Raw genomic sequence first — 18942 nt, 5'->3', positions numbered from 1 at the left:
TGATGCGTCGCGAGCGTTATAACAGCGGCGTAGTGTAACGCTAATTCCGTGAATTGGAAGTCGTCAACGTGTGCTTTCGCCGGCTACCGCAACGCGCGCCTGTGTCAGGCCTCGGCGCCGTCAGCGCCGCGATGCCGCAGCAGGTGAAAATGCACCGCGCCGGCACGCGCCTGGCGGACGATTTCCAGCGACGCCGGCACCGGTGCATCCGCGCCGGTCAGCGATCGGTCCGTCTCCACGTACACGGCGCCGCCGGGTCTCAACAACCGCGCGGCATGCTCCAGCGCTGGCCGCAGCCAGTCTTCGGCGAAGGGCGGGTCCAGGAAGATCACGTCAAAGCTGGCGTCCGGCATCTGGGCGGCAATGGCGAATGCATCACCTTGCATCACGCGCATCTGGGCGGCGTCGAGCCGATACTGGTTGTCTCGCAATTGCTTGGCGACACGCGGGTTGAACTCCACCAGCGTGACGGCTTCGGCACCGCGCGAGGCGGCCTCGAAGCCGAGTGCGCCGGAACCCGCGAACATGTCCAGGCATGCAAACCCCGACAAGTCCTGCCCCAGCCAGTTGAACAGGGTTTCACGCACGCGGTCAGGCGTGGGCCGCAGCCCCTGCGCGTCGGGCACCGGCAGCAGCGTGCGCTTCCAGCGGCCACCGATGATACGGACCTGGGACGGCGCCTGGCGCGGCGCCGGAGAAGACGATCGCCCGCTCGCGGCGGGCGATGGAGATCGGGAACGCGAATTCATCCCGTGATTGTAGAGCCTGTCGGCGGTTCGGCCAGTGCCGTTCAGGGCACAACGGGTGCGACAGGCCCCAAAAGGCCCGAGTTCATTCCGGGCCGCCGACAATTACCGTAGCCATGGCGTCTGGATGGACGTGGCGCCCGAATGCCGCCCTCACCTGCTGACGCGTGACCTTGCCGACCTGAGCAGTCCATGTGTCCAGGTAGTCGAGCGGCAGCCCATACCAGCCGATATTGGCCACATTGGTAAGCAGCTTGCGGTTGCTGTCGATACGCAGGGGAAAGCCGTTGACCAGGTTGTCCTTGGCGGCCTTGAGCTCCGCGTCGGTCGGGCCTTCGGCGACGAAGCGGGCCAGTACCTGCCGCACCAGCGCGAGTGCCTCGCTGGTCTGCTCCTTCTTGGTCTGCAGGCTGATACCGAACGGCCCCGGCTGCTTGGACGGCGCAAAGTAGCTATCCACGCCGTAGGTGAGTCCGCGCTTCTCCCGCACTTCATCCGTCAGGCGCGAGCTGAAACCACCGCCGCCGAGCACGTAGTTGCCCACCAGCAGCGCAAAGTAATCCGGGTCGCCGCGTGCCATGGACGGCTGGCCGGTCACCACCGCGGCCTGCTGGGCCGGGTGCGGCACCCGCTGCTCGCTGGCCGGGATCGTCATCTGTACCTGCGGCATGGTCGGGGCTGGGCTGCCCTGCGGCAGTCCGCTGGTCAGCTTCTCGGCAATCGCCTCGGCCTGCTTGCGGTCGATCGCGCCGATCAGCGTGACCACCGCGCGCGATGCGCCGTAGTTGTCGCGCCAGAACTTGACGATGTCATCGCGCGAGATCGACTCCACCGAGGCCGCCGTGGCCGACACGCCGTACGGGTGGCCCGGATACATCGCCTTGGCCAGCGCCTTGTCAGCGATCACGCCTGGCTTGGCATCGGCTTCGCGGATGGCACTGATCAGGCGCTGCTTCTCGCGGCCCACTACGGCGTCCGGATAGGTCGGCGCCTGCACCAGCTGCATGGCCAGCGCCACGGACTGGTCGAGCTCCGGCTGCGCGGTCAGCGTGCGCATGCCAATGCCGCCGCGGTCACCACCAGCCGCGCCGCCGAAGACGGCGCCGGTGTCGGCAAAGGCGTCGGCAATCTGCGCCTCGTCGCGCGCCGGTTGGCCGTTGCGCGCGGCCGCACCCTTGTCAAGCAGCGCCGCCGCGAGCGTGGCCAGGCCGGCCTTGCCGGCAGGGTCATAGCGGCTGCCGGCGTCGAAGTCGACATTGATATCCAGCATCGGGATCGACGGGCTGTGCACGTAGAACACCTGCGCCCCGGTTGAGGCAGTCCAGTGTTCGATCGGAATAGCGGCCAGCGCGCCGTGCGCGGCCAGGAGCACCAGCGCGCCCAGGGCCGCGCCAGCCAGCCGGCGCAGCGCGCGCGGCGAAGCAATGGTCTTCTCGCTCATCTCGCTCATCTCGCTCATCTCGCTCATCTCGCTCATCTCGCTCGTCTCGCTCGTCTCGCTCGTCTCGCTCATCTTGGATAAAGACATGCGTGGATCTTCAGTGGCGCAGGCCTTCGGGGGCCTTGGCCTTGGGCTTGTTCGGATCGATCGGCTGCGGCAACAGCGTGGCCACGGTCAGGTTGTCGTCCGTGAAGTACTTCGCGGCAACGGCCTGCACTTGGGCCGGGGTGACTTCCTTGACCTTGTCGAGAACCCTGTCAATATTGCGCCACGAGATGTCGGAGATCTCCGCCACGCCGATTTCCATGCCCTGGCCAAACACGGAATCGCGCTTGTAGATCTGGCTGGCCACGACCTGCGCCTTGACACGCTTGAGCTCCTCGGGCGAGACGCCGTTCCTGGCGATGCGCTGGATCTCCTCGCGCAGCGCCGCCTCGATCTGCTCGGTGGTATGGCCATCGGCCGGCGTGCCGTCGAGCACGAACAGGGAATTGCCCCGGTTGATGCTGTCGTAGCCGACGTTGACGTCGTCGGCCAGGCGCTGCTCGCGCACCAGCTCGCGTGTCAGGCGCGCGTTGTCGTAGCCGTTGAGGACGGCGGCCAGCACTTCCAGCGCGTACGGATCGACATCCTTTTCCACGTCGCGCAGGCGCGGCACCTTGTAGGCCATCACCATGTACGGGTTCTCGGCCGGGGCCTTGACCCAGATGCGCTTGATGCCGATCTGCGGCGGATCGGCCTGTTCCTTGCGCAGCGGCAGCGTGCGCGGCTTGAGCTTGCCGTAGTAGCGTTCGGCCATGGCCCGGACTTCGGCCGGGTTGACGTCGCCGGTGACGATCACGATGGCATTGTTGGGCACGTACCAGCTGCGGTACCAGGCCTGGACGTCGTCCAGGCGCATATTGACGAGGTCGTCCATCCAGCCGATCACCGGATGCCGGTAGGGCGCGGCGACATAGACGGCAGCGAGCAGCTGCTCGTAGACCGTGCCGCGCGCCGAGTCGTCGGTGCGCAGGCGGCGCTCCTCCATCACGACCTTCATCTCGCGATCGAACTCGCCCTGGTTGAAGATGAGGTTGGCCATGCGGTCGGCCTCCAGCTCCATCATCCTCGGCAGGTACTGCTTGCTGATCTGCTGGTAGTACAGGGTGAAGTCGCGGTTGGTCATGGCGTTCTCGCGCCCGCCAAGCGCCGCGACCTGCTTGGAGAACTCGCCCACGCCGACCTTGGGCGTGCCCTTGAACATCATGTGCTCGAGCATGTGGGCGACGCCCGTGGTGCCGCTGACTTCGTCGACGCCGCCGACGCGGTACCAGATCTGGTGCGCCACCGTGGGCGCCCGGTGGTCTTCCTTGACGATCAGGCGCAAGCCGTTGGACAAGCGGTATTCCGTGGTGCCCTGGGCCGTAGCGCCGACCGGGGCAGTCTGCCCGGACGGCATCGGCGAAGCGACCGTGCGCTCGGCCTCGGCGCTGGCCGACCATGGCATTGCGGCCAGCAACAAGACGGGCAATGCCCGTCTGGCCAGGCGTAGCAGGGACGCCCGGCCCCCGGCATGGGTGGCGAAGGGTTCAGGGCGGGCGCCGCCCGTTCCGGTCACGACTGTGCAATGGTCCATGCAACCCCGTCTGCTAGAATTTTGCCGATCGATTCATGTATCCATGAATCCGCTGTGTTACGAACTATACGCAATAGCAGGCGCGCACCACAACGAGAGGCTGGTGGCGTGCCGGAAGATTGCGTAAGACCTTGATGATTAACGACGCCGCCGGACGGCGGCCGATCCTGACGGGGTATTGACCCCTTTCCCCAATGTTTAGTTTCTGGAAGAAGCGCAAGGCCGAGCCCGCTCCTGCGCCGGCAGAACCGCCCGCTGCTGCCCCGGCTCCCACCCCGGCTCCCACCCCGGCACCCTCCCCCAACGCCGATCCGGCCCAGTCCCTGGCCCCGGCTCCCGCAGCGGTCGTGACTGCTGCCCCGGCCGCGCTCGAGGACCTGGAGCTGACCCCGGCGCCGGCGCAAACGGCTGAAGCGCGCCGCGGCTGGATGCAGCGCCTGCGCACCGGCCTGTCCAAGACCAGCCGCAACATCAGCACGCTGTTTGTCGGCATGAAGGTCGACGAAGCCCTGTTCGAGGAGCTGGAAACCGCCCTGTTGATGGCCGACGCCGGCGTGGAAGCGACCGAATACCTGCTCGGCGAACTGCGCAAGCGCGTACGCAACGAGCGCATCGAAACGGCCGAGGGCGTCAAGGCCGCGCTGCGCGACCTGCTGATCCAGCTGCTGCGCCCGCTGGAAAAGACCATGGCGCTGGGCCGCGAGCAGCCGCTGGTGATGATGATCGCGGGCGTCAATGGCGCCGGCAAGACCACAAGCATCGGCAAGCTGTGCAAGCACTTCCAGCACTACGGCCAGTCCGTGCTGCTGGCCGCCGGCGATACCTTCCGCGCCGCCGCGCGCGAGCAGCTCACCATCTGGGGCGAGCGCAACAACGTGACCGTGGTGGCGCAGGAAAGCGGCGACCCGGCCGCGGTGATCTTCGACGCGGTCAATGCGGCGCGCGCGCGCGGGATCGACATCGTGATGGCCGACACCGCCGGACGCCTGCCCACGCAGCTGCACCTGATGGAAGAACTCAAGAAGGTCAAGCGCGTGATCAGCAAGGCCATGCCCACGGCCCCGCACGAGGTCCTGCTGGTGATCGATGCCAACACCGGCCAGAACGCGCTGGCGCAGACGCGCGCGTTCGACGACGCGCTCGGGCTGACCGGCCTGATCGTGACCAAGCTCGACGGTACGGCCAAGGGCGGCATCCTGGCGGCGATTGCACGCCAGCGCCCGGTCCCGGTCTACTTCATCGGTGTCGGCGAGAAGGTGGAAGACCTGCAGCCGTTCAAGGCCGAAGAATTCGCCGACGCGCTGCTCGGCTGATTGCGTCGCCCCCAATAACAGAACGCCCCGGCAAGACCGGGGCGTTTTTCATGGCGGAGCCGGCGCATCACTCCGCGTCCGGCTGCTCCTTCGGCTGCGCCTTCTGGAACGCCGGCAGTTCCATGCACGCTTGCTGGATCCGCGCGATGGTCGGGTAGCGGCTCACGTCGATATTGAAGCGCTGCGCATTGAAGACCTGCGGCACCAGGCAGAGGTCGGCCAGCGTCGGCGTGTCGCCGAAGCAGAAGCGGCCGGCCTTGCCCTGGCGTTCCAGGTTGGCCTCGACCGAGCCAAAGCCCAGTTCGATCCAGTGCCGGTACCACGCGTCCTTGGCCTCGTCGGCGACGCCCAGCGTGCGCTTGATGTACTTCAGCACGCGCAGGTTGTTCAGCGGATGGATCTCGCAGGCAACCTCCAGCGCCAGGCCGCGCACGTAGGCGCGATCCAGGGCATTGCCGGGCAGCAGCTTCGGTTCGGGATGGACCTCGTCCAGATACTCGATCATGGCTACGGACTGCTGCAGCACCTGGCCGTCGTCCAGCACCAGCGCAGGCACCAGCCCGTCCGGGTTCACCGCGCGGAACTCGGGCAGCAGTTGCTGGCCGCCGTCCTTGAGCAGGTGCACCGGCACGTAGTCATACGGCAGGCCCTTGAGCTCCAGCGCAATGCGCACGCGGTAGGACGCCGAGCTGCGGAAGTAACTGTAGAGCTTCATCGGCTCAGACCACCTTGATGGTCAGGTCGCCCACGCCGCCGACGTGGCACTGCATGACATCGCCCTTGACCACCGGGCCCACGCCCTCGGGCGTGCCGCTGAAGATGACGTCGCCGGGCTGCAGCTCGAACAGCTTCGACAGGTACGACACCATTTCCGGCACCGACCAGATCAGGTCGGCCAGGTCGCCGCGCTGCTTTTCCACGCCGTTGACGGACAGCGTGACTTCGCCCTTTTCGGGATGGCCGACGGCCGATACCGGCACGATCGGGCCGATCGGCGCCGAGTGGTCGAATGCCTTGCCGGTCTCCCAGGGGCGGCCGGTCTTCTTCGATTCGTTCTGCAGGTCGCGGCGCGTCATATCCAGGCCCACGGCGTAGCCGAACACATGGCTGGCGGCCTGTTCCACCGGGATGTCCTTGCCGCCCTTGCCGATCGCCACGACCATTTCCACTTCATAGTGGACGTTGCTGGTGCCGGGCGGGTACGGGAAGGTGCCCTCGGTGCCATCCGCTACGTAGCTGACTGCGTCCGACGGCTTGCAGAAGAAGAACGGCGGCTCGCGGTCCGGGTCCGAGCCCATTTCGCGGGCGTGGGCGGCATAGTTGCGGCCCACGCAGTACACGCGGCGCACGGGGAAGCTTGCGTTGCTGCCGCGCACGGGCACGCCAACAGGTGCCGGCGGGGCAAAAACGAATTCGGTCATGCATCTCTCCAGACTTGTTCTGATATTCCTGCGCGCGGATGAGCGGCGTCGCCAGCAGACACCCCCGGGCGCAGCAGGGCAACAGCATACACCTGCCCGCCGGCCTGCGTACGACGGCATACAGTGAATGCGGGTAAGCCCGCAATGTGCCAGCGGGCGTGCCGGAACGCATACCCGGCGCGAATCTTGCGTCACGCGAGGCAACCCACGATAGCCATGACTCGCCGCCATCCGCCCCCCTCGCCAAGCCAGTCCAGCCAGCCCCCGCGGGGCTCCGCAGCGGGCACCCGCACGCTGCGCATCCTGCTGGTGCGCGATCCGCATGATGCCGACCCGCTCAACGTCGAGACCATCCGCGGCGGGCTGATCAGCACCGGCTTCACCGACATCCAGACCGTGGATGCCGACCTGCGCCTGCCCGACGTCATCGCGGCGAGCCAGCCGGACCTGATCATCATCGCTTCCGAGTCCGCCGCGCGCGACACCGTGGAGCACGTGTGCGTGTCCACGCAGCACGCGCCGCGCCCGATCGTGCTGTTCACCGACAACGACGACGCGCAGCGCATCAAGGCCGCGCTGTCGGCCGGCATCACGGCCTATATCGTCGATGGCCTGCGCGCCGAACGCGTCAAGACCGTGCTGGACGTTGCCTACGCCCGCTTCGAGCTCGACCAGCAGTTGCGCGCCGAGCTCGACGCCACGCGCCTCAAGCTCGTCGAGCGCAAGGTGGTCGAACGCGCCAAGGGGCTGCTGATGCAGGCGCGCGGCATCAGCGAGGACGAAGCCTACAAGCGCCTGCGCAGCATGGCCATGGAACGTGGACTGAAGCTCGTGGACGCAGCCCAGCGCGTGATCGACGTGATGGGCTGAGCATCCGCGCGCGGTGCGGCCGCGGCACGCGGCTGGTGCAATGCACAAAACTGGCGCCGGTCCTCAACCATGGCGCTCCCGCCCGGCCCGGCTTGCGTGGCCGGCGGGGCATGACTCGTCCCAAACCCCACTTTTATTCGCGGATTCGGCCGCTGGGCGGACTTTCCAGGCCTCGCAAGCGCCTGGCATAGCGATTGCGTTATTCGCACATCGGCCAACGAGGGCCGATCACAATTCAGGCGGGCACGGCCAACGCGGGCCGCGCTACGCCCCGGACAACGGCGTCCTGAGCTGCACCCCGTCTTCTGGCGAACGCGGGCTGCGGATCGGGACGCCTTTTCTTCTTGGAGCCCAGCAATGCCCTCTCGCCTCAGGAATGCCAAGCCTCTGCCCGCTGCGGTCGATGCCAACCTCGCCACCGCCGATACGGCCCCAGCCAGCAGCGGACGCCGCCGCGCACTGGCCACCATTGCCGGGGCCAGCGTGATGACGCTGGTCGATCCGCTGGTGCGCTCCGGCGCCTGGGCGGCAGGCTCGGACGCGCCCGAGAAGCCGGAGGTACGGATCGGCTTCATTCCGCTGACCGATTGCGCTTCGGTGGTCATGGCTGCCACGCTGGGGCTGGACAAGAAGTACGGCATCAAGATCACGCCGACCAAGGAGGCTTCCTGGGCCGGCGTACGCGACAAGCTGGTCAATGGCGAACTCGACGCTGCCCACGTGCTGTACGGTCTGATCTATGGCGTGCAGCTCGGCATCGGCGGCCCGAAGAAGGACATGGCGGTCCTGATGAACCTGAACCACAACGGGCAGGCCATCACGCTGTCGTCCAAGCTGGCCGAGAAAGGTGCGAAGGACGGCGCCAGCCTGAAGGCGCTGATGAGCAAGGAAAAGCGCGACTACACCTTCGCCCAGACCTTCCCGACCGGCACGCATGCCATGTGGCTCTACTACTGGCTGGCCGCCAACGGCATCAATCCGATGCAGGACGCCAAGGCGATCACCGTGCCGCCGCCGCAGATGGTGGCCAATATGCGCGTGGGCAATATGGACGGCTTCTGCGTCGGCGAGCCGTGGGGCGCGCGCGCCATCGCCGACAAGATCGGCTTCACGGTGGAAACCACGCAGGCGATCTGGAAGGACCACCCCGAGAAGACGCTCGGCACCACCGCAGAATTCGTGCAGAAGTACCCGAACACGGCGCGCGCGATGGTGGCGGCGATCCTTGACGCCTCCAAGTTCATCGACGCATCGGCTTCGAACCGCCGCAAGACCGCCGAGACCATTGCCGCCAAGTCCTATGTCAACACCGACATGGACATCATCCTGGACCGCATGCTCGGCCGCTACAGCAACGGCCTGGGGAAGACCTGGGATGACCCCGACTCGATGAAGTTCTACCAGGACGGCTCGGCCAACTTCCCGTTCCTGTCGGATGGCATGTGGTTCCTGACGCAGCACAAGCGCTGGGGGCTGCTCAAGACGCACCCCGACTACCTCGCGGTGGCGAAACAGGTCAACCGCATCGACGTCTACAAGCAGGCCGCCGCCGCGGCGCAGGTGCCGTTGCCCAAGAGCGACTTCCGCACCGCGAAACTGATCGACGGCGTGGTGTGGGATGCCGCCAAGGATCCGAAAGCCTACGCCGACGGCTTCAAGATCAAGGCCTGACGCGCAGGCCACCGCCATCGATTCGGATTGTCCCGATTGCCCCTTAACCAAGGAGCCAGACGTGAATGCCATCGCCAGATCCGCGCCGGAAGGCGCCACCGGCTTGCAGGCCGACCCTGATGTCAGCGAACGCGCGCGGCGCCGCGCGCGGGAAATCGAAGCCCAGGCACGCCGCGCCGAACGCCGCGAGGCGCTGCGCGCCTTCGTGCTCAAAGGCGTGCCGCCGCTGATGGGCTTCGCACTGTTCGTGCTGTCCTGGCACGGTATCGCCATGCTGATCCCGGCGCTGCCGACGCCGGGCGCCACGTGGCATGCCGCCGTGCCGCTGTTCACCGACCCTTTCTACCGCAACGGCCCCAATGACCAGGGCATCGGCTGGAACGTGCTGGCATCGCTCGCGCGCGTGGCTGCAGGCTTCGGGCTGGCGGCGCTGGTTGGTATTCCGGCCGGCTTCATCCTCGGGCGCTTCGCCTTCCTGAACGCGATGGCATCGCCCGTGATCAGCCTGCTGCGGCCGGTGTCGCCGCTGGCGTGGCTGCCGATCGGGCTGCTGCTGTTCAAGGCCGCCAACCCGGCCGCGATCTGGGCCATCTTCATCTGCTCGATCTGGCCAATGGTGATCAACACCGCCGTGGGCGTCACGCGCGTGCCGCAGGACTACCTGAACGTGGCGCGCGTGCTGGACCTGTCCGAATGGAAGGTGTTCACGCGCGTGCTGTTCCCGGCCGTGCTGCCGTACATGCTGACCGGCGTACGGCTGTCGATCGGCACGGCGTGGCTGGTCATCGTCGCCGCGGAGATGCTGACCGGCGGTACCGGCATCGGCTTCTGGCTGTGGGACGAGTGGAACAACCTGAAGGTCGAGCACATCGTCATCGCCATCTTCGTGATCGGCGTGATCGGCCTGCTGCTGGAGCACGCGCTGCTTGCGCTGGCTCGTCGCTTCAGCTACGGCAACCATTGACTGCACCGCGCGCAAACCCAACGGAAATCGCCATGGAAAAGTTCGTCAGCATCGAAAACGTCGGGCAGACCTTCAGGACGCGCAAGGGGCCGTTCGTGGCGCTGCGCGACATCAACCTGCAGATCGCGCAGGGGGAGTTCATCACGCTGATCGGCCATTCAGGCTGCGGCAAGTCCACGCTGCTGAACCTGGTCGCGGGCCTGGCCACGCCGACCACCGGTGCGCTGATCTGCGCAGGGAGAGAAATCGCCGGCCCCGGGCCGGAGCGCGCGGTGGTGTTCCAGAACCACTCGCTGCTGCCGTGGATGACCTGCTTCGACAATGTCCATCTGGGCGTGGAGCGCGTGTTCGGCGCGAGCGAAAGCAAGGCGCAGCTCAAGGCGCGTACGCACGACACGCTGGCGCTGGTGGGCCTGACCCACGCGGAGGGCAAGTTCCCGCACGAGATCTCGGGCGGCATGAAGCAGCGCGTGGGCATTGCGCGCGCGCTGGCCATGGCGCCCAAGGTGCTGCTGATGGACGAGCCGTTCGGCGCGCTCGACGCGCTCACGCGCGCGCACCTGCAGGATGCCTTGCTGAAGATCGTGGAGCAGACCCGCAGCACCGTGGTCATGGTCACGCACGACGTGGACGAGGCCGTGCTGCTGGCCGATCGCATCGTGATGATGACCAATGGCCCGGCGGCCACGATCGGCGAGATCCTCAGCGTCGGCCTGCCGCGTCCGCGCGACCGCGTGGCGCTGGCCGAGGACAAGGACTACCACGCCTGCCGCACGGCGGTGCTGGATTTCCTCTACCGCAAGCAGCGCAACCCGGCCCTGCAGGAAGCGGCCTGACCAACCACGGACGCGCCTGCCTCCATGGGCGTGGCGGCGGCGCTCCGCTATCATGAAGCGATACCTCCAATCACCCCACGCCGCTCGCCCATGACCACATCCAACGCCACACCTGCCGCGGGCCCGTTTTCAGCGGCCCGCTATATCAAGGAAATCGGCCGCGGCGTGAATGGCGCCCGCGCGCTGCCGCGTGAAGACGCACAAGCCCTGTTCGACGCCATGCTGGCCGGCCGGGTATCGGACCTGGAACTGGGCGCGGTGTTGATGGCCTACCGCATCAAGGGCGAAGCCCCGCACGAACTGGCCGGCATGCTCGAGGCCGCGCACGCGCATTGCCTGCCGCTGGCCGCGCCGGGCGACCGCCAGGTCGTGGTCATCCCGAGCTACAACGGCGCGCGCAAGCAGCCCAACCTGGTGCCGTTGCTGGCCCTGCTGCTGGCGCGCGAGGAGATCCCGGTGCTGGTGCATGGCTCCCGCGATTTCCAGGGCCGCGTAACCAGCCTGGCCCTGTTCGAGGCGCTCGGCGTATCGCTGTGCGCCTCCACCGACGAAGCCGCCACGCGCTTGCGCGATGGTGATGGCATCAACGGGCCGCTGGCGGTAGTGCCCGTGGATGTGCTGTCGCCGGGGCTGGCGCAGTTGCTGGATCGCCGCAATGTCATCGGCCTGCGCAATTCGTCCCACACGGTGGCCAAGATGCTGCAACCGGTTGGTGAGCATTCACCGGCGCAGGCGCTGCGCCTGTACAGCTATACGCACCCCGAGTACCGCGAAACGCTGACCGACTATTTCTCGCATGAGCCCGCCAATGTACTGCTGGCGCGCGGCACCGAAGGCGAGGTGGTGGCCGACGCGCGCCGCAGCAGCCGCATCGACTGGCTGCATGACGGACACCAGCAAACCCTTGTCAACCCGACCAGCGGCTCGATTGCCGATGTGCCCGACCTGCCGCAGGGCAGCGACGTGGCCAACACGACAGCCTGGACGCGCAAGGTGATGGACGGTGCGGTGCCGGTACCTGCCCCGATCGCCACGCAGGTGCGGGCGATCCAGGAATGCCTGCGCCAGGGAACGCGCGTGGCGTGGGCCAGCCCGCTCTGAGCGGCGCCTATGGCTTGCGGGGCGGCAGCGGAATGCGCTCGGTCTCGCCGGGAACATGGGGGAAGGCGTCGTCCTCCCAACGCTGCGAAGCGGACTCGATCGCTTCCTTGCTGCTGGCCACGAAGTTCCAGAAGATGAACCGGTGGCCGTCGGTGGGATCGCCGCCGAGCAGCATCACGCGCGACGGCGCTGTGGCGGTCAGCATGACCGTCTGGCCTGGCGCCAGCACGACCATGTGCTCCGCCGGCAGCACCTCGCCGTCGAGCGCCACACTGCCGTCGACCGGGTAGATGCCCCGCTCGGCATGCTCGGGCGGGATCTCCACGCTGGCACCGGCATCCAGTTCGATCGCCACATACAGCGTGCGGCTGAATACCTTGACCGGGGAAGTGTGGCCAAAGGCATCTCCGGCAATCACCGTCATGCGCACGCCCGGCTGCTCGATCTTCGGCAGCGTGGCGCCTGGATGGTGGAAGAACGACGGCGCCACGGTTTCGTGATCCTTGGGCAGCGCCACCCAGGTCTGGATGCCATGCAAGCGCGCGCCGGCTTCACGCACGGACTCGGGCGAACGCTCCGAATGGACAATGCCGTGGCCCGCGGTCATCCAGTTGACGTCGCCGGGGCGGATGACCTGCTCGCTGCCAAGGCTGTCGCGGTGCATGATCTCCCCATCGAACAGGTAGGTCACCGTGGCGAGGCCGATATGTGGATGTGGGCGCACATCGGCGCCATGGCCTGGAGGCAGCGTCACCGGGCCCATATGGTCGAAGAAGATGAACGGGCCGACGGTCTGGGTCGCTCCGGCAGGAAGCAGGCGACGCACGGTGAAATCGCCCAGGTCCCGCACATGGGGCTTGAGCAAGTGTTCGATGGCAGACATAGGTCCTCCGGATTGTGGGGCAGGCTCTTGATGGCAGTAGCGCGCTCGCGCCAGCACTGTCAGTGTAGCGGGTCGCGCAACACAGTATTCCGCCGGGCGGTGCGAACCCCGGGGCGCGACAGGCCTCTAATTGAGGATATCCGGCCTGCCGATATGCAGCTTAAGTAGCCTGATGCAAACAATGCTATCCAAAGATAGATGACAATCATCAGGAACTATCAAGGCCTCAAGGACTCCAATTAGCACTCACCCGGCTTGAGTGCTAAGATGTGTTGCAATGCTGTGCCCTCCTACCCGGAGCGGCGCGCCGGCAACCGAAACGCCGGATGCGAAAGGAGCTACTGATAGTGAACGCAGTCTTGTCTGCCGACCGAACCCTGATGAACAGCCGTCTGCCGACGGCGCCCAAGCAGGCCGGAAGCTTTGCATTGACCTTCCCGGCCACCGTGGGCAACCTGGAAAGCTATATCCAGGCGGTCCACCGGGTCCCGCTGCTCACCGCCGAGGATGAGCAACGCCTTGCGCGCGAATTGCGCGACCATGATTCCGTTGATGCCGCACGCCAGCTGGTGATGTCCCACCTGCGCCTGGTGGTGTCGATCGCACGCCAGTACCTTGGGTATGGCTTGCCGCACGCCGACCTGATCCAGGAAGGCAATATCGGCCTGATGAAGGCCGTGAAGCGCTTCAACCCGGACCAGGGCGTGCGCCTGGTGTCGTACGCCATGCACTGGATCAAGGCCGAGATCCACGAATATGTGCTGAAGAACTGGCGCATGGTCAAGGTGGCGACCACCAAGGCCCAGCGCAAGCTGTTCTTCAACCTGCGCAGCCACAAGCAGGGCGCCCATACCTTCACGCCGGAGCAGGTCGAAGCCGTTGCGCGCGAGCTCAACGTCAAGCCTGAAGAGGTGATGGAGATGGAAACCCGCCTGTCGGGCGGTGATCTCGCGCTGGAAGGCCAGGTCGACGACGGCGAGGAAGAGTTCGCCCCGATCGCCTACCTGGCGGACAACCACAACGAGCCGACGCGCGTGCTGGAGGCCAAGCGCCACGACCGCATGCAGGTCGAGGGCCTGGAAGACGCGCTGGCACGCCTGGACGAGCGCAGCCGCCGCATCATCGAAGCGCGCTGGCTGAACGTCGAGGACGACGGCTCGGGCGGCGCCACGCTGCATGAGCTGGCGGATGAATTCGGCGTGTCGGCCGAGCGGATTCGCCAGATCGAGGCAGCGGCGATGAAGAAGATGAAGGGGGCGTTGCAGGCGTTTGCCTGAGCGCCCGGCGGTCGGTTAACCGGATGTGCTATGTGAAAGGTCGGTCCTCTGGACTGGCCTTTTTTTTTGCCGGGTTGTGGGGATGAAGGGGTGGGGTTGGGGTTGTCGAGCCGGTCACAGCCACAAACCCACCCCTGTCTTCCCTCTATCCCTGACCCACTCAGGACAACAGCTGCTTGATATCGTGAGCGATCGGCTCCGGCCCCTGCCCGTGACGGATGAACAGGCGCAACCGCCCTTCCGTGTCGAACACATAACTGCCTGCCGAGTGATCCATCGTGTAATTGTTCGGCGAAGAACCCGGCACCTTCGCGTAGTACACCTTGAAATCCTTCGCCAACTTCTGCAGCGCGGCATCATCGGCCGGGCGCATACCCAGGAAGCGCGGATCGAATGCCGGCACGTACTGCGCCAGCAGCGCCTGCGTGTCGCGCTCCGGGTCCACCGTGACGAACAGCACCTGCACCTTGTCGGCGTCCGGGCCGAGCTGTTCCATCACCGCCTTCAGCTCGGCCATGGTGGTCGGGCAGACATCGGGGCAATGCGTGTAGCCGAAGAACATCACCACGACCTTGCCCTTGAAGTCCGCGATCGTGCGGACCTTGCCGTTGTGGTCGGTCAGCGAGAAATCCTTGCCGAAGTCCGCCCCGCCGCTGATATCGACATTGCGGAACGAGGCCTTCTGCTGGCCGCAGGCGGCAAGGGTCAGCGCCAGGAAGGCCAGCGCGGCAAGGCGGCGGAACGAGGCAAGAAGCCCCTGGGATTGGCTTGGCTGGGTCATGCGAGATTGGAGGTCAGGGGCGCCGGCAAGGCTGCGGTGCCGCGATGGCGAGGGCAGCACACAGTATCGCCCATCCGTGCTCCGCGGCAGCACGGCCGCGACAAGATGTCGCAGGCCGCGGACATGGTACCGCTCAGAGCTGCGGCACGAACTTGAAGTAGTGATCGACCAGCAGCGCTGCGAACAGGATGGACAGATACAGGATCGAGAAGCGGAAAGTGCGCTGCGCCAGTTCGTCGGAATAGTTGCGGTACAGCGTCCACGAGTACTTCAGGAACCACGCACCCAGCACCAGCGCGCTGGCCAGGTAGATGTAGCCGCTCATGCCGTAGACGAAAGGCAGCAGCGTCGCGGCGATCATGACCAGCGTGTACAGCAGGATGTTGAGCAGCGTGTACTTTTCGCCGTGCGTGATCGGCAGCATCGGCAGCCCGGACTTGGCGTAGTCGGCGCGGCGGTACAGCGCCAGCGCCCAGAAATGCGGCGGGGTCCAGGTGAAGATGATCAGCACCAGGAACCAGGCCTCGGCCGGCACGTCGTTGGCCACCGCCGCCCAGCCAAGCGCCGGGGGCATGGCGCCGGACAAGCCGCCGATCACGATGTTCTGCGGCGTGGCCGGCTTGAGCAGGATGGTGTAAACGACGGCATAGCCGAGGAAGGTGGCGAAGGTCAGCCACATCGTCAGGTCGTTGGCGAACACGTGCAGCAGCCACATGCCGGCGCCACCGAGGACGGCCGAGAAGATCAGCGTCTGCGTGGTGGTGATCTCGCCAGTGGCGGACGGGCGCCAGGCCGTGCGGCGCATCAGCGCGTCGATCTTCTGCTCGACCAGGCAATTGATGGCGAACGCGGCACCGGCCAGCAGCCAGATGCCAGCGGCGCCGCCGATCAGCACGCGCCAGGGCACCATGCCCGGCGTAGCCAGGAACATGCCGATGATGGCGCAGAACACCGCGAGCTGCGTCACGCGCGGCTTGGTCAGGGCGGCATATTGGCGGACCAGGTGACGCACCCGGCCCACGGGATGGGATTGTGTTGCGGTTACCACGGGAGGGAGTTTGTCTTTCATGTGGCGCGAGCGGCAGTCGGCACGCTGGAGGCAGCGCCGGCGGGTCGGGTCGCGAGCCCTATATTGTAGTTGAGTCGCACCAACAGCAGCAGGAGCACCGCCGCGCCGCCGTTATGGAGCACGGCGGCCGCCAGCGGCCAGTCGAGCACGATGTTCGAGAGGCCGGTGGCAAGCTGCAGCGCCAGCGCGGCCAGCAGCCAGCGCGACGCGCCGCCGAGCCCTTCCAGCCTGCGCGCGCGCAGGCCGAACCACGCCAGGTAGGCCAGCACGATCACGGCGAAGCAGCGGTGCACCCAGTGGATCGCCACCAATGCCGCGTGCGGGATGTAGTCGCCGTCAGCCGTCATGCCGAGCTGGCGCCATAGCGTGAAGCCGTGCGTGAAATCCATCTCTGGCACCAGCTGGCCATTGCACAGCGGGAAATCGGTGCACGCCATCACCGCGTAGTTGGTGCTGACCCATCCGCCCAGGAAGATCTGGATCACCAGCAGCAGCAGTGCCGCGCGCGCCGGCCAGCGCAGTGCCCCGGCCTGCGGCGCCACGGGATGCGGCGGGTCATTGCGCGACCCAAGCCAGATCAGCGCCGCCAGCAGGCTCATGCCGAGCAGCAGGTGCGTGACGACGATGACGGGCTGCAGCTTCATGGTCACCGTGAAGGCGCCGAACGCGCCCTGCACGCACACCAGCAGCAGCACGCCAGTGGCGAACCACGGCGACTGCTTCAGCTCCCTGCGCTTGACCCACGCCAGCACCATCAGCGTGATGATCAGCACGCCTACCGCCATGGCGAAATAGCGGTGGATCATCTCGATCCACGCCTTGGCCAGCGTGACCGGGCCGCTCGGCAGCGCGGTCTCGGCGGCGCGGATCGGCTCCACGGCCGCGTGCGGGTTGGAATGGCCATAGCAGCCCGGCCAGTCCGGGCAGCCGAGGCCGGAATCGGTCAGCCGCGTAAAGCTGCCGAACATGATCAGGTCCAGCGTCAGGAACGCGGTGATCCAGACCAGCTTGCGGTACTTGTTGCGGTCGCCGCGGACCAGGACGTACGAGATCGGGAACAGCGCGATCAGGACGCCGATGATGGCGAGTTGAAGCAGCATGCGTGTCGCCCCTCAGCCGATGCGGGAGACCCGGAGCAGCTTCTTGAGGTCGCCGCTCATCTTCTTGGGATCGGGGTCTTTCGGGAAGCGCATCATCAGGTTGCCGAGCGGATCGACCAGGAAGATGGTGTCTTCGATGCGGCCGCCCTCGGCCGCGGGCAGCCATTGCCGTGCCACGTCAGGCGGCATGCGCAGGAAGCGCACGCCGGCATAGGGCTCGTTGTAGGCCGCCGACAGGCGTTCATCGACGGCGCCTTCATCCGTGATCAGCCAGACCGGCACGATGCGTTCCCGGTCCTGGCCCTGGCCCGCACGGATCTGGCGGATGGTGAACAGCTTCTTTGCGCAGGCCTCGTCGCAGGCCGACGGATCGGTCGTCACCAGCAGCCACTTGCCGCGAAAGCTCTCGAGCGGCACGGCTTCGGCACGCTCATTGGCGACGCGCACGGCCGGCATCGGACGCTGCGGATCGATCAGTGCGCCGTAGTTGGTGGCGCCGCCGGCCGGCTTGAACACGTAGAAGGTCAGGTAGGACGCGATCACCGGCGATGCGCACACCAGCAACAGCAGCAGCATCTGGAGGCGGCCGCGGCGCGTGCGCGCGTCGATGCGCGAGTCCGGCGGAGATGCCCTGCCGGCCGGGGCCGGGGCGGAGTCTTGGTGTGGCATGCGTACGTCTGTCGTTCGTTTGTCGTGGCGCCCGCGCAATCGCGCGCGCCTGTTGTCCGTGGCCAGAAGATGGCCGTCAGGGTTGTCCCGCCGCCGCCAGCCGGCGCGCGCGGCGCCAGCCCAGCACGATCACCAGCACCAGCGTCAGCGCGGCCAGGCCGAACCACTGGAAGGCATAGCCGTAGTGCCGGTCGGCCCCGAGATCGGCCGGCGCCCAGTCGCGCGCGAGGCCGTCGCCGGTGTCGGTGCGCTGCTCGATCACGAGCGGCTGCAACGCCACGCCGGTCTCGGCTGCATAGGCGGCCAGGTCCACGTTCTGGCGGATCCTGCGGCCGGCTTCGGCACTGGCGGGCTGGCCGAGGCTATAGACCTTGGGCACGGCGGCAAGTGCCGTGCCTTCGATGGTGACCTCGCCGGCCGGCGTCGCGAATGGCGCGATGCGCGTGCGGTCCTGGGCATCGCGCGGCAGCCAGCCACGCAAGACCAGCACGCTGCGGGCGGCGCCACCGTCACCTTGGATCGCCAGGGGCGTTAGCACCAGGAAGCCGGCGCGGCTGTCGGTGCCATTGCCGTGGGGCCGATTATCCAACAAGACGGTCCGGTTCGCGTCGAAACGGCCCGTGACGCGCACGGTGCGCTCGGCCACGTCGCCCCGGGCGGGCGCCGTGGTCAGCGTCACCGGTGGTTGCGCGGCCAGCGCCTGCAAACGTTCGGCGCGCGCGAGCTTCTCGTGCGCGCGGTTGAGCTGCCAGTTGCCGAGCGCGCAGGTCACCGCGATCACCACTGCGGCCGCGACAGTCGGCACCGGGCTCAGGGCACGCCACGGCTTCATCGGCCCGCTCCCGGCGCGTACGGCAACATGCCGGCGGTGCGATAATGACACTTTCCGCCAACGAGCCCGCGGCACGTATCGCGGCCAGCCTGCCCCGCCATGCGCTTTGTCATCATCGTCGCCTTTCTCCTGATCATCGGCAGTCTGGCCTCGGCCCTGTTCTTCATGATGCGCGACCGCGGCAGAACGCCGAACATGATGCGCTCGCTGATGTTCCGCGTGGGCTTCTCTGTGGCGCTGTTCCTGTTCATCCTGTTCTCAAACTGGATGGGCTGGATCCACAGCACGGGCATCCGCATGAATCCGTAGCCGACTGGCTTCCCGAAACCGCAAAAAACAAGCGCCGCAGG

19 protein-coding genes are annotated in these 18942 nt (G+C 66.8%); 8 read left to right on the top strand and 11 right to left on the bottom strand.

Translation table 11 applies throughout. From position 1 onward, the window contains the following. Positions 1-104 precede the first annotated feature (104 nt). The 3 genes from rsmD to AC3FNH_RS01060 form a co-directional block, all read right to left on the bottom strand. Positions 105-749, bottom strand: coding sequence for a 16S rRNA (guanine(966)-N(2))-methyltransferase RsmD (gene rsmD, locus AC3FNH_RS01070; RefSeq protein ID WP_276099356.1), 645 nt, complete (start codon positions 747-749; stop codon positions 105-107). Positions 750-831: 82 nt separating this feature from the next. Further along, positions 832-2187, bottom strand: coding sequence for a M16 family metallopeptidase (locus AC3FNH_RS01065; protein WP_276100633.1), 1356 nt, complete (start codon positions 2185-2187; stop codon positions 832-834). Between the two features lie 97 nt (positions 2188-2284). Beyond that, positions 2285-3805 carry a M16 family metallopeptidase gene (locus tag AC3FNH_RS01060; RefSeq protein WP_488718779.1) on the bottom strand — a complete coding sequence of 507 codons (1521 nt, stop codon included), beginning with the start codon at positions 3803-3805 and terminating at the stop codon, positions 2285-2287. Between the two features lie 194 nt (positions 3806-3999). On the opposite strand from AC3FNH_RS01060, the gene ftsY reads away from it, so the two are divergent. Continuing rightward, positions 4000-5118 (top strand): signal recognition particle-docking protein FtsY, encoded by a 1119-nt coding sequence (ftsY, locus tag AC3FNH_RS01055; protein WP_488718778.1) that lies wholly within the window; start codon positions 4000-4002, stop codon positions 5116-5118. A gap of 67 nt (positions 5119-5185) precedes the next feature. Here the strand turns inward: ftsY and maiA are convergent, their stop codons facing one another. Together maiA and AC3FNH_RS01045 are read right to left on the bottom strand one after the other, a co-directional pair. Next, a complete protein-coding gene (maiA, locus tag AC3FNH_RS01050) occupies positions 5186-5833 on the bottom strand; it encodes a maleylacetoacetate isomerase (RefSeq protein ID WP_488718777.1) in 648 nt (215 codons plus the stop codon). Between the two features lie 4 nt (positions 5834-5837). Continuing rightward, positions 5838-6539 carry a fumarylacetoacetate hydrolase family protein gene (locus AC3FNH_RS01045; RefSeq protein ID WP_276099352.1) on the bottom strand — a complete coding sequence of 234 codons (702 nt, stop codon included), beginning with the start codon at positions 6537-6539 and terminating at the stop codon, positions 5838-5840. A 216-nt stretch (positions 6540-6755) separates the two neighbouring features. Between AC3FNH_RS01045 and AC3FNH_RS01040 the strand changes: the two genes are divergently transcribed. The 5 genes from AC3FNH_RS01040 (at position 6756) to ybiB (ending at position 11981) form a co-directional block, all read left to right on the top strand. Next, a complete protein-coding gene (locus AC3FNH_RS01040) occupies positions 6756-7409 on the top strand; it encodes an ANTAR domain-containing response regulator (protein ID WP_276099351.1) in 654 nt (217 codons plus the stop codon). Between the two features lie 357 nt (positions 7410-7766). Next, positions 7767-9080 (top strand): CmpA/NrtA family ABC transporter substrate-binding protein, encoded by a 1314-nt coding sequence (locus AC3FNH_RS01035; RefSeq protein WP_276099350.1) that lies wholly within the window; start codon positions 7767-7769, stop codon positions 9078-9080. A gap of 61 nt (positions 9081-9141) precedes the next feature. Beyond that, a complete protein-coding gene (gene ntrB, locus AC3FNH_RS01030; RefSeq protein WP_488718776.1) occupies positions 9142-10044 on the top strand; it encodes a nitrate ABC transporter permease in 903 nt (300 codons plus the stop codon). A 32-nt stretch (positions 10045-10076) separates the two neighbouring features. Further along, on the top strand, positions 10077-10880 hold the full coding sequence (locus AC3FNH_RS01025; protein WP_488718775.1) for an ABC transporter ATP-binding protein: 804 nt from the start codon (positions 10077-10079) through the stop codon (positions 10878-10880). Positions 10881-10970: 90 nt separating this feature from the next. Beyond that, the gene (ybiB, locus tag AC3FNH_RS01020; protein WP_488718774.1) at positions 10971-11981 is read left to right on the top strand and encodes a DNA-binding protein YbiB; all 1011 of its coding nucleotides are present in this window, start codon (positions 10971-10973) and stop codon (positions 11979-11981) included. Between the two features lie 7 nt (positions 11982-11988). On the opposite strand, the gene AC3FNH_RS01015 is transcribed toward ybiB, so the two are convergent. Then, positions 11989-12864, bottom strand: coding sequence for a pirin family protein (locus tag AC3FNH_RS01015; protein WP_276099346.1), 876 nt, complete (start codon positions 12862-12864; stop codon positions 11989-11991). 347 nt (positions 12865-13211) lie between these two features. On the opposite strand from AC3FNH_RS01015, the gene rpoH reads away from it, so the two are divergent. Beyond that, positions 13212-14141: an RNA polymerase sigma factor RpoH gene (gene rpoH / locus AC3FNH_RS01010; protein WP_488718773.1), complete on the top strand. Its 930-nt coding sequence runs from the start codon at positions 13212-13214 to the stop codon at positions 14139-14141. Between the two features lie 160 nt (positions 14142-14301). Here the strand turns inward: rpoH and AC3FNH_RS01005 are convergent, their stop codons facing one another. The 5 genes from AC3FNH_RS01005 to AC3FNH_RS00985 all read right to left on the bottom strand — a co-directional run bounded on the left by AC3FNH_RS01005 (position 14302) and on the right by AC3FNH_RS00985 (position 18592). Continuing rightward, positions 14302-14922 carry an SCO family protein gene (locus AC3FNH_RS01005; protein ID WP_488718772.1) on the bottom strand — a complete coding sequence of 207 codons (621 nt, stop codon included), beginning with the start codon at positions 14920-14922 and terminating at the stop codon, positions 14302-14304. A 133-nt stretch (positions 14923-15055) separates the two neighbouring features. Further along, the gene (cyoE, locus tag AC3FNH_RS01000; protein WP_276099343.1) at positions 15056-15991 is read right to left on the bottom strand and encodes a heme o synthase; all 936 of its coding nucleotides are present in this window, start codon (positions 15989-15991) and stop codon (positions 15056-15058) included. Further along, positions 15988-17091 (bottom strand): COX15/CtaA family protein, encoded by a 1104-nt coding sequence (locus AC3FNH_RS00995; RefSeq protein ID WP_488718771.1) that lies wholly within the window; start codon positions 17089-17091, stop codon positions 15988-15990. Before AC3FNH_RS00995 ends, cyoE begins: the two co-directional genes overlap by 4 nt. 12 nt (positions 17092-17103) lie before the next feature. Beyond that, entirely contained in the window at positions 17104-17760 is a 657-nt protein-coding gene (locus AC3FNH_RS00990; protein ID WP_488718770.1) for an SCO family protein, read from the bottom strand. Positions 17761-17836: 76 nt separating this feature from the next. Further along, complete coding sequence (locus AC3FNH_RS00985) at positions 17837-18592, bottom strand: SURF1 family protein (protein ID WP_276099340.1); 756 nt, start codon at positions 18590-18592, stop codon at positions 17837-17839. Between the two features lie 99 nt (positions 18593-18691). Here AC3FNH_RS00985 and AC3FNH_RS00980 point away from each other — a divergent pair, with 99 nt between their 5' ends. Continuing rightward, a complete protein-coding gene (locus AC3FNH_RS00980) occupies positions 18692-18901 on the top strand; it encodes a twin transmembrane helix small protein (RefSeq protein WP_276099339.1) in 210 nt (69 codons plus the stop codon). The last annotated feature ends 41 nt before the right edge of the window (positions 18902-18942 follow it).

The organism is Cupriavidus sp. 22TCCZM01-5 (assembly GCF_057798915.1).
The sequence above is the reverse complement of the archived record's forward strand: the minus strand, read 5'-3'. Positions and strand labels throughout refer to the sequence as shown.

Bases quoted from the DNA above. Each gene is read 5' to 3' on its own strand.
- AC3FNH_RS01015 (WP_276099346.1), bottom strand. From the start codon at position 12,864: ATGTCTGCCATCGAACACTTGCTCAAGCCCCATGTGCGGGACCTGGGC.
- AC3FNH_RS01025 (WP_488718775.1), top strand. From the start codon at position 10,077: ATGGAAAAGTTCGTCAGCATCGAAAACGTCGGGCAGACCTTCAGGACG.
- AC3FNH_RS00990 (WP_488718770.1), bottom strand. From the start codon at position 17,760: ATGCCACACCAAGACTCCGCCCCGGCCCCGGCCGGCAGGGCATCTCCG.
- ftsY (WP_488718778.1), top strand. From the start codon at position 4,000: ATGTTTAGTTTCTGGAAGAAGCGCAAGGCCGAGCCCGCTCCTGCGCCG.
- AC3FNH_RS01065 (WP_276100633.1), bottom strand. From the start codon at position 2,187: ATGAGCGAGAAGACCATTGCTTCGCCGCGCGCGCTGCGCCGGCTGGCT.
- rsmD (WP_276099356.1), bottom strand. From the start codon at position 749: ATGAATTCGCGTTCCCGATCTCCATCGCCCGCCGCGAGCGGGCGATCG.
- ybiB (WP_488718774.1), top strand. From the start codon at position 10,971: ATGACCACATCCAACGCCACACCTGCCGCGGGCCCGTTTTCAGCGGCC.
- cyoE (WP_276099343.1), bottom strand. From the start codon at position 15,991: ATGAAAGACAAACTCCCTCCCGTGGTAACCGCAACACAATCCCATCCC.
- AC3FNH_RS01045 (WP_276099352.1), bottom strand. From the start codon at position 6,539: ATGACCGAATTCGTTTTTGCCCCGCCGGCACCTGTTGGCGTGCCCGTG.
- AC3FNH_RS01035 (WP_276099350.1), top strand. From the start codon at position 7,767: ATGCCCTCTCGCCTCAGGAATGCCAAGCCTCTGCCCGCTGCGGTCGAT.
- AC3FNH_RS01040 (WP_276099351.1), top strand. From the start codon at position 6,756: ATGACTCGCCGCCATCCGCCCCCCTCGCCAAGCCAGTCCAGCCAGCCC.
- AC3FNH_RS01060 (WP_488718779.1), bottom strand. From the start codon at position 3,805: ATGGACCATTGCACAGTCGTGACCGGAACGGGCGGCGCCCGCCCTGAA.
- AC3FNH_RS00985 (WP_276099340.1), bottom strand. From the start codon at position 18,592: ATGAAGCCGTGGCGTGCCCTGAGCCCGGTGCCGACTGTCGCGGCCGCA.
- AC3FNH_RS01005 (WP_488718772.1), bottom strand. From the start codon at position 14,922: ATGACCCAGCCAAGCCAATCCCAGGGGCTTCTTGCCTCGTTCCGCCGC.
- AC3FNH_RS00980 (WP_276099339.1), top strand. From the start codon at position 18,692: ATGCGCTTTGTCATCATCGTCGCCTTTCTCCTGATCATCGGCAGTCTG.
- maiA (WP_488718777.1), bottom strand. From the start codon at position 5,833: ATGAAGCTCTACAGTTACTTCCGCAGCTCGGCGTCCTACCGCGTGCGC.
- AC3FNH_RS00995 (WP_488718771.1), bottom strand. From the start codon at position 17,091: ATGCTGCTTCAACTCGCCATCATCGGCGTCCTGATCGCGCTGTTCCCG.